Raw genomic sequence first — 14,146 nt, 5'->3', positions numbered from 1 at the left:
GTGTTCCATTTTTAAGCAATAATTTTAGACTAGAATCTGAAATCAAAAATCAAATGAAATTAAAATTTTACATATTTCTATTTTTGCTTACATCGGCGGTTTTTGCGCAGCAAAAACAGGTAGAAACAAGTATTGATACTACAAAAAACAAAATTGGTGCTGAGTTTAAACTTACGCTTAAAACAGTTGTAAGCTCAAAATCGAAAGTTGTTTTCCCTCAGCCAAAAACAATTGGTTCTCTAGAGGTTATTCAATCTTATCCAATTGATACAGTTAAGAAAAATGACACGTATGAATTGATTAAGAAATATGGTTTAACGCAATTTGATTCGGGAAAATATACGATTTCGCCAGTTCAAATTTTAATTGACAAAAAACCGTATTTCTCAGATTCGATCAAAGTTGAAGTTGCAGCTGTAAAAGTGGATACTTTGCAACAAAAAATGTACGACATCAAAGACATTTCTACAGCAGAAAGTAGTTTTGGAAATTGGTGGTTATATGCAGTACTTCTGATACTTATTCTTGGAATCGGCACCTACGTTTATTGGGACACTAAAAAACGTCAGAAGAAAAAAATTGAAGAAGAAGTTTATAAAACACCTATTGAAAAAGCAACAAGTTTACTGAATAGCTTAGAATCAAAAGAGTTGATTCAAAAAGGTGAAATCAAAGAATATTATAGTGAATTGACTGATATTGCCCGAAATTATATTGAAGAGGCAATTCATATTCCAGCAATGGAAAGCACAACATCGGAGTTGATTGCAGCAATCAAAACGGCATCAACGAAGAAGAAAATGACTTTGACGCCAGAAACGGTTGAGCATTTAGAGCGTGTTTTGCGTCAAGCGGATTTGGTAAAATTTGCGAAATCAAAACCTCTTGATTTTGAAATTACTGAAGACAGAAACAAAATTCAGAAAGTAATTTTAACATTGGACAATGCAATTCCGACAGAAGTTCCATCTGAAGAAGATCAATTGTTGAACGAAGCACAAAGACAAAAGCAAATCAAGCTTCAATTGAAAAAACAAAAAAACAGAAGAATTGCAATTGCTACTGGATCTGTTTTTGGATTACTAATTGCAACAACAGCTGTCTTGATTGCTGTTAAAGGCTTTAAAAATGTAAAAGATACTGTTTTAATGCATCCAACTAAGCGTCTTTTAGAGCGCGAATGGATAAAAAGTGAGTATGGAAACCCAGGTGTTTTAATCGAAACACCGGAAGTTTTAAAACGTATGGATACTCAAAAAGTACTTCCGAAAGATGCTATGGCTTTAATTAAAGAAATGCAGCTTTTTGTTTATGGAAGTATGATTGAAAATTTCTATGTAGCGGTTTCAACCAGTAAATTTAAAACACCAACCGAAATTGATTTATCAAAAGCTTTAGAAGGTTCATTAAAAGTTATTGAATCGCAAGGCGGTCAAAATATTATTGTAAAGCAGGAGGATTATCAGACAAATGAAGGCGTACAAGGTATAAAAGGATACGGCACAATGACGGTGATAAATCCTGCTACAAAAACCAGTTCACGAGTGTACTATGAAATTCTTATTTTCAAGCAAGAACAAGGTTTACAACAGATTGTTATTATGCATGAAGAAGGTGACACGTATGCCAACACAATTACAGATCGAATTTTAAATTCGGTTGAACTTAAAAAAGCAAGCAACTAATGGGAAAGATCACTTTTTTAAATCCAGAATTCTTTTGGCTTTTTCTACTGATTCCAGTTGTAATTGCTTGGTATTTCTGGAAACGCAACCAGCAGTCAGCTACTTTAAAAATGAGTTCGACGCAAGGTTTCAAAAACAGTGAATCCCTGTTGACGAAATTAAAACCTTGTTTATACGTTTTTAGAATTATTGCCTTATGTTCTTTGATTATTGCTTTAGCGAGACCAAGAACGGTAGATATCAGCAATCAAACCAAAACAACAAAAGGAATTGACATTGTAATGGCAATTGACGTTTCTGGAAGTATGCTGGCAAAAGATTTAAAGCCAAACCGTATGGAAGCTTTAAAAAGAGTTGCCGCAGATTTTGTTGGAGAAAGACCAAATGACCGAATTGGTTTGGTTTTATATGCATCAGAAGCGTATACAAAAACGCCCGTTACAAGTGATAAAGCGATTATTTTAGAAGCAATTAAGGAAATCAAATACGACACCGCTTTACAAGACGGAACTGGAATTGGAATGGGATTGGCAACTGCCGTAAACCGTTTAAAAGACAGTAAAGCAAAAAGCCGTGTTATTATTTTATTGACAGATGGTGTAAATAATGCAGGATTTATTGAGCCTGAAACTGCCGCAGATATTGCAAAACAATACGGAATCAAAGTTTACACTATTGGTTTAGGAACAAACGGAATGGCTGAATCACCTTATGCATACGGACCAAATGGAGGTTTCTTGTTTAAAATGCAAAAAGTAGAAATCGATGAGCAGTTAATGAAAAGCATTGCCCGTAAAACGGACGGAACGTATTTTAGAGCAACAAGCAATGACCGATTAGCTCAGATTTACAACTCAATCAATAAATTAGAAACAACAGAAATCCAAGAATTGAAATTCTACGATTACGACGAAAAATACAGAATGTTCGTAGCATTGGCAGTCTTTTTATTGTTACTGGAAGTTGGTTTAAGAAATACAGTTTATAGAAGCTTTATTTGATTTTTTCAAAATCAAAAAATTAGCACGAAAGCAAAGAATTGGAATTTGGAATTTTAATATTGGAATTTCAAAAAAGCAAAATTTGGAATTTGGAATTTATCCTCTCAAAGATGGGATTGGAATTTTAAAACATTTATGGAATTAGACGAAAAAAAATATTTATACCTTTTATTCTTGCTGCCAATCGTGGTGTGTATTTTTCTTTTCAATGTATATTGGAAAAGAAAAAAACAACGCGAGTTTGGTGATTTGGAAATGGTCAAAAAACTGAGCCCAGAAAGTTCTGTTTTCAAGCCAATTTTAAAATTATCAATTATACTTTTAGCGCTTGCTTGTTTGATTATCGGATTAGTGAATCCGAAGATTGGAACAAAAATGGAAACGGTAAAACGTGAAGGTATTGATATCGTTTTTGCTGTCGACGTTTCAAAAAGTATGCTTGCCGAAGATGTTGCACCAAGTCGTTTGGAAAAAAGCAAGCAAATCGTTTCGCAAATCATCAATCAGTTAGGAAGCGACAGAATTGGAATTGTAGCTTACGCAGGAAGCGCTTTCCCAGTTTTGCCAATTACTTCTGATTACAGCGTTGCAAAAATGTTCTTGCAAAGCATGAGTCCAGATATGGTTTCTTCTCAAGGAACTTCACTTGATGAAGCAATCCGATTATCATCGACTTATTTTGACGAAAAAAGCAAAACAAGCAAATTGCTTATCTTGATTTCTGATGGAGAAGATCACTCGGAAGGCGCAACCGCTGCTGCCGAAGAAGCAAACAAAATTGGAATGAAAATCATTACCATTGGTATTGGAACTGAAAAAGGAGGTACAATTCCTTTAAAAGAAAATGGCATTGTTAGAAATCATCAGAAAGATCAAAACGGAGAAATTGTTATCACGAAACTGAATCAAGAAGGCCTAAAAACAATTGCAAAAGCAACAAAAGGAGGCTATGTTTACGGCGGAAATACGAAAGAAGTTTTGGAATACATAAAAAATGCCTTAAACAACATTCAAAAAACAGAATTTGAAGCTACGCAAATGGCTGAATTTCAATCACAATTTCAATGGTTCCTTGGTTTTGCTTTTCTATTGCTATTCGTAGATATTTTCCTTTTGGAAAGAAAAACAAATTGGATAAAAGAGTTGAATTTATTTAACGAAAAGAAATAAAAAGTTGCCACTAATTACACAAATTGACACGAATTATATTTAATAAAAGACGCAAAATTCAACCATCAAAGACAATTAATTAGTGATAATTAGCGCCATTCGTGGCAAATAAAAAAACAAAAATTTAGAATGAAAAATTTACTTCTTTATATTTTACTAACGTTTTCTTTAGCAGTTTCTGCTCAGGAAAAAGACAAAGCATTGCCGAACGGGAACGAAGAATATAAACAGAATAAATTTGTTGATGCTGAAGCGAACTATAGAATTTCGCAATCAAAATTTCCAAAAAAAGCAACCGCTTCATATAATTTAGGAAATACAATTTACAAACAAAACCAAATTGCAGAAGCCAAATTTGCTTACGCGAAAGCGATAAAAAACGCGAAAACAAGACCTGAAAAACACAAAGCTTATCATAATTTAGGGAATGTTTTTATGAAAGAGAAAGATTATACGCAAGCTGTCGAAGCCTACAAACAAGCATTGCGAAATGATCCAACCGATGATGAAACACGATACAATTATGCTTTGGCCAAACAAAAGCTAAAAGAAAATCCTCCTAAAAACGACAACAAAGACAAAAACAAGGATAAAGACAAGGACAAGGATAAAAATAAAGATAAGGACAAAGACAAGGATAAAAACAAGGACAAGGACAAAGACAAAGATAAAAAAGACGACAAAGGCGATCCAGACAAGGATAAAAAAGATGGCAACAAGGATCCTAAAAAAGACGACAAATCGGATAATAATGGACAACCAAAGCCACAGCCTGGAGGAATCTCAAAAGAACGTGTTCAGAATTTACTAGATGCCGTTAACAATGAAGAGAAAAAAATTCAAGACAAAGTAAACGCGCAAAAAGTAAAAGGAAGTCCGAAAAAAACAGAAAAAGACTGGTAAAAATTTTGGTTAATCGTTTAATCGTTAATTTGTTTATTTGATTCAAAAAAATACGATTAAACAAAAAATGGTTAAACGATTAAACATTAACAACGATTAAACAATTTAATGAAAAGATATTTAATTTTATTTCTATTCACTTTTCAAGGACTTTTGGCTCAAGTTCAATTTGAAGCCAGAGTCAGCAAAAATACTCTTGGGCTTAATGAGCGAATTCGAATTGACTTCATCATGAACGTTGATGGAGACAACTTTGAACAGCCTAATTTTGATGGATTTAAAGTTGTAGCTGGGCCAAGTCAGCAAATAAGCCAATCTTGGATAAACGGACGTAGTTCTTTTCAAAAAATCTATTCTTATATACTGCAACCCGTTCAAAAAGGAAATGTTGTCATCAAACAGGCCGCTATTGAGTTCAACGGACAGATTTACAAAACATCACCTATAAAAGTTGTGGTTACAAATGCTGTTGCTCAAGAAAGAGATCCAAGTGACAGACAACAACAAGGAGGTCAAGGCAGTGAAACACTGAATCTTGTTGCTGAAATTTCAAAAACAAATCCGTATTTGAACGAACCAATTACCGTGGTTTATAAACTGTATTTCAACAATATTGGCGTTACTGGATTTAAAGAATTGGCAAAACCAAAATATAATGATTTCTGGAATCAGAACATTGACATCAAACAATTGTCAATCGAAGAAGGAAGTTTTCAGGGTCAAAGATGCTATTTTGTGATCTTGAAAAAGACAATTCTTTATCCACAAAAATCAGGCAAATTAACTATCGAACCTCTTTCATTAGACATCGGTGTTGAGTTGCCAACAGATCGTCGTAATATGTTTGGTCAAATGATCACGACGATGGACAATAAAGTAGTTTCGGCTGGAGCCAAAACGATAAACGTAAGGCCACTTCCTGAAACTGGAAAACCAGCAGATTTCAGTGGCGCTGTTGGAAAATTCAACTTTATTGTAACACCATCTAAAACAAGCGTGAAAAGCGGAGAAGGTTTAGATTTGATCGTAAGCGCTTCCGGATCTGGAAACATGAAATTGTTTACATTGCCAAAACCAGTTGTACCAAATGCATTAGAAATGTACGATCCTGTTCACGACGAAAAAGTGACAACTTCGTTAACTGGAATGTCTGGAAGAATATCGGACAAATACACTATTGTGCCTCAATACAAAGGAAAATACATTATTAAACCAATGCAGTTTTCGTATTTCGATTTAGGTACAGGTTCATACAAAACAATTACTTCGCAAGAAATTGCGATTGATGTTTTAGACGGACCAATGCAAGCTGAAGCAAATAGTACGGCAAATGCAGCTAAAAATGTGATTTCGAAAACAGATCAATTTAAATATATCAAACCAAAAACTACTTTGGTTTCGATTGCTAAAAATGATTTTTATGGTTCTGACTTGTACTATGCATTATTGTTTGCGCCTTTCATCATTTTGCCAATTATTATTATTGCTAAGAAGAAAAAAGAAGCAATCGATGGCGATGTAGCTGGAAACCGAATCAAAATGAACAATAAGCTGGCGAAGAAATATTTATCTGAGGCTAAAAAACAGCTAAACAATAAAGAGGCATTTTATATTGCACTAGAAAAAGCAATGCACAATTTCTTGAAAGCAAAACTGCATATTGAAACCTCAGAAATGAGCAAAGACAATATTCGCGAATTGTTGTTGTCTAGAAATGCAAATCCAGAATCCGTTCAAAGTTTTATTAATTTGACTGAAAACTGCGAATTTGCGCGATATGCGCCGGCATCAAGTGCTTCGATTCAGCAAGATTTTGATAAGGCTGTTTTGATTATTTCAGAATTAGAAAAACAGATTGTTTAGTTTAAAGAAAACATAATGAAAAACATAGTATATACCTTTTTATTCATCACACAGGTTTTCTTTGCTCAAAGCTTTGAAAAAGGAAATGCCATGTACCAAAGAGGCAATTACCAGGAAGCTATTCAGGCTTATGAAGGTGTTATAAAAGAAAACAAACAAGAATCGGCTGAATTATATTTTAATTTGGCAAATAGTTATTATAAACTGAATAAAGTCGCTCCGGCAATTTACAATTATGAGAAAGCTTTAGTTTTAAAACCTCATGATCCGGAAACGCTGAACAATTTAAAATTTGCCAAAAAACTGACCATCGACGAAATCAAAGAAGTTCCAAAAGTTGGTTTTGCAAAATTGATTCAAAATTTCACAGGCATTTTTGATTACAATACTTGGGCTAAAATTTCGGTTGCAATTGCGTTTCTTTTCTTGTTGAGTTTTATAGGATACTACTTTTCACAGCTTACACTCTCAAAAAGAATTTATTTCGTTGGAATGTTTATACTTCTTGTGGCTTTGGCTTTAAGCATTTCAGCAGGAATGTCTGAAAAAAGTCATTTTGACAATGACCGTCCAGCAATTGTTTTCTCAGAAATAAGCGAAGTTCGTAGTGAACCACAAAAAGGCGGAGCAGCAATTTTCTTATTGCATGAAGGTGCAAAAGTTTATGTAACTGAAACGCTAGGAACTTGGAAAAAAGTAGAATTAACAGATGGCACTGAAGGTTGGCTTGATGCTTCGACTATAAAAGAAGTAAAATAAAGTTCTTAAAATATTAAAATACAAAAATCCCAAATTCCAATTTTCAAGCTGGAGTCTGGGATTTTTTTTGATGTTGTTTTAGTCGGTTTTTTTTCAAATTATGGAGCACTGATATAATAAAAATTTATTTCAAAAAAGCAGTAAGTTAAATTATCTTTATATCACTTATGTTGTTAAATTTTAAAAAGTATATGTTTTTAAAGGCGTCACGCAATAATTCAATTTTACATCCGATTCAAAAACATCATCAATCTGATTTACGGATTCGAAAAAAGAAAGTCCGATTTTTATTGTTTCTGGTCGGCATTCCGCTAGGAATTTATCATAAAAGCCTTTTCCGTAACCCACGCGATTTCCAAAATTATCAAAAGCCAAAAGTGGCACAAAAACCACATCAATATTTGAACTCTGAACTTGGAGTCCGTTTACAGGTTCCGGAATATTAAATTCGTTTTTTTTGATTTTTGTATTATCGGTCAAAAGAAAATGAGTCATTGTTCGTGTTTCAAAATCGCTTTTCGAAATCACAATTTCTTTGTCTTTTCCAGAAAGCAGATGTAAAATAAATTCGGTGTCCACTTCTTTGTGTTCAACAATGGGAAGAAAAACGTGGAAATAGGTTTTATCCCAAACTGGTAGCTGAATTAAATTATTGGCTATAGCCAAACTTTTTTCTTCAATAGCTTCTTCAGAAAGCTCTTTTCGAAGGTTTTTATAATGAATTCGTATTTCTTTTTTATTCGTCGGCATTCTCAGGACTTTTTGATATATGATAAATTGCATCGCCTTCGTAAACAATCGGCGAATGATTGGCATTGATTACAAATCCATCATGAGGTGCTTTTACTTTTTGCTCAAATTTCCCAAATGGATCTGTAATAATTGCTAAAATAGTTCCTTTGGTTACAAATCTCCCAATCAAATTAAAATCATGCAACAAACCAGAGCATTTTGCACGAAGCCAAACTGAATTTTTTATATAAATTGAAGGCATCGGCGCTGCTTCAACAAGTTGTTTTGAATCCAACATTCCCAAATAATTCAACAATCGTTTTGTGCCCATAACGCCTTCATTGGCAATATCGTTATTGATATCCAAAGATTTTCCGCCTTCAAAAAGCAACATTTTTACATTTGCTTTTTCTGAAGTATTTCGAAACGAACCATTGATGTTTTTAGAATACAATGTAAAAGGCGCATTAAAAACATCTGCCAAAACTCTTAATTCGGGATTATTCTCAGTAATTCTAATTTGCGGTGCGTTGAATCGGCTGGCGCCTCCGGCATGAAAATCAACTGCATAATCCAGAATCGGCAAAATCTCTTCCACAATATGATAGGCAAAACGACTTGCAAGCGAACCTTTTTTGCTTCCTGGAAAAACTCGGTTTAAATCACGCCCGTCAGGAAACTCGCGCGACTTGTTTACAAAACCGTACATGTTGATAATTGGAATACAAATAATAGTTCCTTTAGCCGGTTTATTTATTTTTTTGCTGATAATTTGCCTTACGATTTCAACTCCGTTTATTTCGTCGCCGTGAATTCCGGCTGAAAATAAAACGACTGGGCCTTCAATTTTTGAACGGCGTACAATTACCGGAATATTGAGTTTTGTTGTGGTGTGCAATCTTGCAATTTCAACGTTTATCGTTCTGCTTTCTCCCGGCAAAATTGTTTCGTCGAAAATAACTAAGGGCTTACTATTTTTCATGTAGAATTATAAAAGCTAAATATAGAAATTATTCTTTTGATTTCGTAAATTTGATTCTAAATCAGTGTTAAGCTTTTTTCAGAATCTGAAGTGATTTTGAAACGTTTTTCACAATCTTCAGAAACAAAACAGAATGCAAAAATCGTCCTTAGATCTTCAAATTATTACCTTGCCTGACAATCCGGGCGTTTATCAATATTACGATAAAGATGGGAAGATCTTATACGTTGGGAAAGCCAAAAATCTTAAAAAAAGGGTTTCCTCCTATTTCAATAAAATTCACGATACCGCCAAGACGAATGTTTTGGTTAAAAAAATCGTAACCATAAAGCATATCGTCGTTCCTACTGAAACCGATGCACTTTTACTCGAAAACAATCTAATCAAAACTTTACAGCCACGTTATAATGTATTATTGCGTGATGATAAAAGTTATCCTTGGATTTGTATTAAAAAAGAACCTTTTTCGAGAATATTTTCAACTCGAAGAATGGTCAAAGACGGTTCTGAGTATTTTGGTCCTTACACCAATTTCAAAACGGTTCATACGATTTTGGAATTGATTAAAGAATTGTACCCATTGCGAACTTGCAATTATGATTTGAGCGAATCGAATATTAATTCTGGCAAATTCAAAGTTTGCTTGGAATATCACATTGGCAATTGCAAGGGGCCATGCGAAGGTTTAGAACCGCTTGAAGAATATCAAAGACAAGTCAATGCGATTCGTGAAATCTTAAAAGGAAACTTCAAAGAAAGTTTGAAAGATTTCAAAAAAATAATGAATAATTATGCGCAGAATCTCCAATTTGAAGAGGCGCAGAAAATCAAAGAAAAGATTGAAGTTTTGGAGAATTACCAATCCAAATCTACGATCATCAATCCGAAGATTACCAATATTGATGTTTTCTCAATTGTTTCTGACGAAAGTGCCGCTTATGTAAACTTTCTGCAGATTTCTCATGGATCAATTATTCGTTCGCATACTTTAGAAATGAAGAAAAAGTTGGATGAAAGCGATGAGGAGTTATTGGAATTAGCGATTATTGAACTTCGTGAACGTTTTGAATTATTATCAAAAGAAATCATTGTTCCGTTTGAAATTGATTTGGGCGAAAACATCAAAACTACTGTTCCGCAACTTGGCGACAAAAAACAGATTCTAGATTTATCGATTCGAAATGCAAAATTCTACAGAATTGAACAATTGAAGCAATTGCAAATTGTAGATCCAGATAGACATACGAACCGAATCATGGCCCAAATGCAAAAAGATTTGCGTTTGCCAGTCGAGCCGCGTCATATAGAATGTTTCGATAACTCGAATATTCAAGGAACAAATCCGGTGGCGGCTTGTGTGGTTTTTAAGGATGGAAAACCAAGCAAAAAAGATTACCGACATTTTAATGTAAAAACGGTTGAAGGTCCTGATGATTTTGCTTCGATGACTGAAATCGTTGGCCGACGCTATAAAAGATTATTAGAAGAAAATGAGCCTTTGCCACAACTTATAATTATTGATGGTGGAAAAGGACAACTTTCGGCTGCATTAAAAAGTATAGACGAATTAGGTTTGCGCGGAAAAATTGCCATTATTGGAATTGCAAAACGTCTTGAAGAGCTTTTTTATCCAGGAGATTCGATTCCGTTATATTTGGATAAAAAATCTGAAACTTTAAAAGTGATTCAGCAATTGCGTAACGAGGCGCATAGATTCGGAATCACATTTCATCGTGACAAACGTAGCAAAGCCGCGCTGAATTCATCTGTTGAGAGCATTCCTGGAATTGGAGAAAAAACCATGACGACTCTAATTCAGCATTTTAAAAGTGTTAAAAGATTAAAATTAGCAACCGAAAGTGAAATTTCTGCGGTTATTGGAGTTTCGAAAGCAAAAAAAATTGTTGAATTTTATCATGCGAAAGAAAACTAATTCATTTTGAAAAAACACTTTTTACATATTTTCCTGTTATTCATTTTTTCTATTTCCTATAGCCAAAATGAAATCACTGTTATGCAAAAAGACAAAAGTGAATTCAAAATAAGTTTTGCAGATGGCTTTGAGACATTAAAAATAAAGAATTCCCGAACAAAACATATTCAGACGATCAACAATCTAGAAGTTTCTATCACTGACAAACCTTCCCATCTGGAAATAAACGATTATAATTTTGATGGTTTTGCAGACTTCGCTTTATATCATATAGACGATGGCATGGGAGTTTACTCGATTTATCAGATTTTTATTTTTAATCCAAATACTAAACAATTTAAAACATTAGAATTTCCATCAAACTTTAATCCTAAATGCGATATGTTTTGCGATGTAAAAATTGATAAAATCAAAAAAACGCTTGAATCAAATTGCAGGGGTGGCGCACGAAATCATACGGATATCTGGAAATATGACAAAAACAAGAAATTAATCCTTTTTCAAACAAAATCATATTAGTATAAACCCAAAAAATTGCCGACTTTTACATAACCAATTAGCAAATAGTATATGTGCCTAAAAAAGCTGTACATTTCAAATACTCGGTCAAAAAGATTTATTTCCAATTTTATTTGGAACGCAGCGCTCGTACTTTTTGCATTCCTTTTTCTTCCCGAAAAATCATTTTCACAGGACATAAAACAAGACAGTGTTAAAAGACCAAAAATTGGTTTGGTTTTAAGTGGCGGTGGCGCTAAGGGTTTTGCGCATATTGGCGTTTTGAAAGTTTTGGAAGAAGCTGGAATCAAAATCGACTATATTGGAGGAACTAGTATGGGAGCTGTAATTGGTGGACTTTATGCTACAGGTTATAACGCGACACAAATTGATTCTATTTTCAAAAAAACCAATTTTGATGAATTAATCAACGATTACATTCCGCGTTCATCAAAAAACTTTTATGGCAAAAAGAATGACGAACTATATGCCGTTACACTGCCTTTCAGTAATTTCAGAATCGGAATTCCAGAAGCACTTTCAAAAGGAATGTACAATTACAATCTTTTAAGCAGTTTGACCAGAAATGTGCGTCATGTTAGAGATTTCAACAATTTGCCAACTCCATTTTTATGTATGGCAACCAATATTGAAACCGGCGAAGAAGTTTTGCTCAACAAAGGAAATTTGGTTCAAGCCATGATGGCAAGTGCCGCATTTCCGTCGTTATTTACTCCAGTTGAAATTGATGGGAAACTTTTAGTTGATGGTGGTGTAGTAAATAATTATCCGATTCAAGAAGTGCGCAATCTTGGCGCAGACCTTATTATTGGCGTAGATGTACAAGATGATTTGCAGAATAGAAAAGGCTTGAAAAATGCAACCCGAATTTTGGTTCAGATTACCAATCTGCAGTCGATCGAGAAAATGAAAACCAAAAGAAAGGAAACCGACATTTACATCAAACCAGATATTCGCGATTTTGGCGTAATTTCATTTGACCGTGGCGAGGAGATCATCCGAAAAGGTGAAGAAGCAACTTTTGCCGTTTATGAAAAAATCAAAACATTAGTAACTGAAGAGACGTTTTACAAAAAGCCAAAACTAAAAGTCGACAGTGATACTTTAGAAATTCAAAAAATCAACGTTGACAAATTAGACAATTATACCAAAGAATATATTAACGGAAAACTGCGTTTCAAACCTGGAAGCACGATCACGTATGATGATTTGAAAACGGGAATGAATAATTTGGATGCTACTCAAAACTTCAGTACCATTTCATATTGCCTTCAACCGGGTGACGAAAACAAAGACAATTTAGATCTTGTACTAAAAGAAAATCCAACGCAGACATATTTAAAACTTGGCCTGCATTATGACGGTCTTTACAAAAGTGCGATCTTATTAAATTTGACGCACAAAAAGACTTTCATGAAAAATGACGTTACCTCCTTGGATATTATTTTAGGAGACAACTTCAGATACGACTTTAATTATTATATCGAAAACGGATTCAATATCAGTTTTGGTTTTCGTTCAAGACTAAATCAGTTCAATCGAAATGTAACGACAAGCATCAGCAAACTCGAGCAATCAAATCCTGATGTCAATCTTATCAATGTTGATTTTCTTGACCTTAGCAACCAGGCTTATTTTCAAACCATATTTGTCCAAAAATTCCTGATGGGCGGTGGTTTAGAATATAAATATTTAAAAATCAACACGCCAACGCTTGCAAACGAAGGCAACATCATTGACAAAAGTAATTATTTCAGTGTTTTTGGATATTTGAAATACGATTCTTTAGACAAGAAAACTTTTCCGCGTTCAGGATTATATTTTTCTGGCGACGTACAAACCTATTTAGCATCGTCAGATTATACCAATTCATTCAAACCGTTTTCGATGGCGAAAGCCGAAATTGGATTTGCAAAAACACTATTCAGACGAGCAACTTTGAAAATTGGCGCCGATGCCGGATTTAATATTGGAAGTGACAGCGTACCATTTTTCGATTATATCTTAGGAGGTTACGGTTATAGCAAAATCAATAATTTCAATTATTTCTATGGTTATGATTTTCTAAGTATTTCTGGCAACAGCTACATCAAAACTGATATTACGTTGGACTACGAAATTTTCAAAAAAAATCACATTAACTTTTCTGCTAACTTTGCTAATCTGGGCGATGATATTTTCACAACAGTGGATTGGATTTCAATGCCAAAATATACTGGTTATGCATTAGGTTATGGATTAGAAACCATTATTGGCCCAATTGAAGTCAAACAATCTTGGTCTCCAGAAATGTCAAAAAGCTTTACATGGTTTAGCATTGGGTTTTTATTTTAGCGTTTAAACAAAGAATTCTTCAATAAAATCGCGCTATTTTTTTGCTTTCAAAAATTTATCTCGAAAAAAATTAAAATAATTAGTGTTATAAATAATATAATTTATAATTTTACTCGGCAAAAATTACGACATTTGTTATAATGAAAACAAATTGGACAGGTTTATTAGAGTATCTTCAATTCCTCATCAAGAGAAATCCTGAGTGAAGCTATCGAATTGAGATAATTAGTCAATACTAAAATTGAGCTAATTGTCTGTTCACGCA

The 14,146-nt window shown here is 33.8% G+C and carries 11 protein-coding genes; 9 read left to right on the top strand and 2 right to left on the bottom strand.

All coding sequences use genetic code 11. The annotated features are described in order from the left end of the window. The first annotated feature begins 53 nt into the window (after positions 1-53). From AAYQ19_RS18130 to AAYQ19_RS18105, 6 genes are all read left to right on the top strand, one after another. Positions 54-1,685 carry a phenylalanine--tRNA ligase subunit alpha gene (locus AAYQ19_RS18130; protein WP_343538211.1) on the top strand — a complete coding sequence of 544 codons (1,632 nt, stop codon included), beginning with the start codon at positions 54-56 and terminating at the stop codon, positions 1,683-1,685. Next, positions 1,685-2,686 (top strand): vWA domain-containing protein, encoded by a 1,002-nt coding sequence (locus tag AAYQ19_RS18125; RefSeq protein WP_343538209.1) that lies wholly within the window; start codon positions 1,685-1,687, stop codon positions 2,684-2,686. Before AAYQ19_RS18130 ends, AAYQ19_RS18125 begins: the two co-directional genes overlap by 1 nt. Before the next feature lie 135 nt (positions 2,687-2,821). Next, complete coding sequence (locus AAYQ19_RS18120; protein WP_343538208.1) at positions 2,822-3,856, top strand: vWA domain-containing protein; 1,035 nt, start codon at positions 2,822-2,824, stop codon at positions 3,854-3,856. 129 nt (positions 3,857-3,985) lie between these two features. After that, the gene (locus AAYQ19_RS18115; protein ID WP_343538207.1) at positions 3,986-4,759 is read left to right on the top strand and encodes a tetratricopeptide repeat protein; all 774 of its coding nucleotides are present in this window, start codon (positions 3,986-3,988) and stop codon (positions 4,757-4,759) included. A gap of 108 nt (positions 4,760-4,867) precedes the next feature. Then, entirely contained in the window at positions 4,868-6,622 is a 1,755-nt protein-coding gene (locus AAYQ19_RS18110; RefSeq protein WP_343538206.1) for a BatD family protein, read from the top strand. A 15-nt stretch (positions 6,623-6,637) separates the two neighbouring features. Next, on the top strand, positions 6,638-7,381 hold the full coding sequence (locus AAYQ19_RS18105; protein ID WP_343538205.1) for a tetratricopeptide repeat protein: 744 nt from the start codon (positions 6,638-6,640) through the stop codon (positions 7,379-7,381). Positions 7,382-7,561: 180 nt separating this feature from the next. Here the strand turns inward: AAYQ19_RS18105 and AAYQ19_RS18100 are convergent, their stop codons facing one another. Next, entirely contained in the window at positions 7,562-8,131 is a 570-nt protein-coding gene (locus AAYQ19_RS18100) for a 5-formyltetrahydrofolate cyclo-ligase (RefSeq protein WP_343538203.1), read from the bottom strand. Further along, the gene (locus AAYQ19_RS18095) at positions 8,118-9,095 is read right to left on the bottom strand and encodes a succinylglutamate desuccinylase/aspartoacylase family protein (protein ID WP_343538201.1); all 978 of its coding nucleotides are present in this window, start codon (positions 9,093-9,095) and stop codon (positions 8,118-8,120) included. The genes AAYQ19_RS18100 and AAYQ19_RS18095 overlap by 14 nt, the downstream gene beginning before the upstream one ends. 133 nt (positions 9,096-9,228) lie before the next feature. Here AAYQ19_RS18095 and uvrC point away from each other — a divergent pair, with 133 nt between their 5' ends. The 3 genes from uvrC (at position 9,229) to AAYQ19_RS18080 (ending at position 13,881) form a co-directional block, all read left to right on the top strand. Further along, positions 9,229-11,028 (top strand): excinuclease ABC subunit UvrC, encoded by a 1,800-nt coding sequence (gene uvrC, locus AAYQ19_RS18090; protein WP_343538199.1) that lies wholly within the window; start codon positions 9,229-9,231, stop codon positions 11,026-11,028. Positions 11,029-11,109: 81 nt separating this feature from the next. Then, entirely contained in the window at positions 11,110-11,547 is a 438-nt protein-coding gene (locus tag AAYQ19_RS18085; RefSeq protein WP_343538198.1) for an XAC2610-related protein, read from the top strand. Positions 11,548-11,598: 51 nt separating this feature from the next. Then, the gene (locus AAYQ19_RS18080; protein ID WP_343538197.1) at positions 11,599-13,881 is read left to right on the top strand and encodes a patatin-like phospholipase family protein; all 2,283 of its coding nucleotides are present in this window, start codon (positions 11,599-11,601) and stop codon (positions 13,879-13,881) included. Positions 13,882-14,146 lie beyond the last annotated feature (265 nt).

Source organism: Flavobacterium mesophilum (genome assembly GCF_039581405.1).
GTDB lineage: Bacteria > Bacteroidota > Bacteroidia > Flavobacteriales > Flavobacteriaceae > Flavobacterium.
The sequence above is the reverse complement of the archived record's forward strand: the minus strand, read 5'-3'. Positions and strand labels throughout refer to the sequence as shown.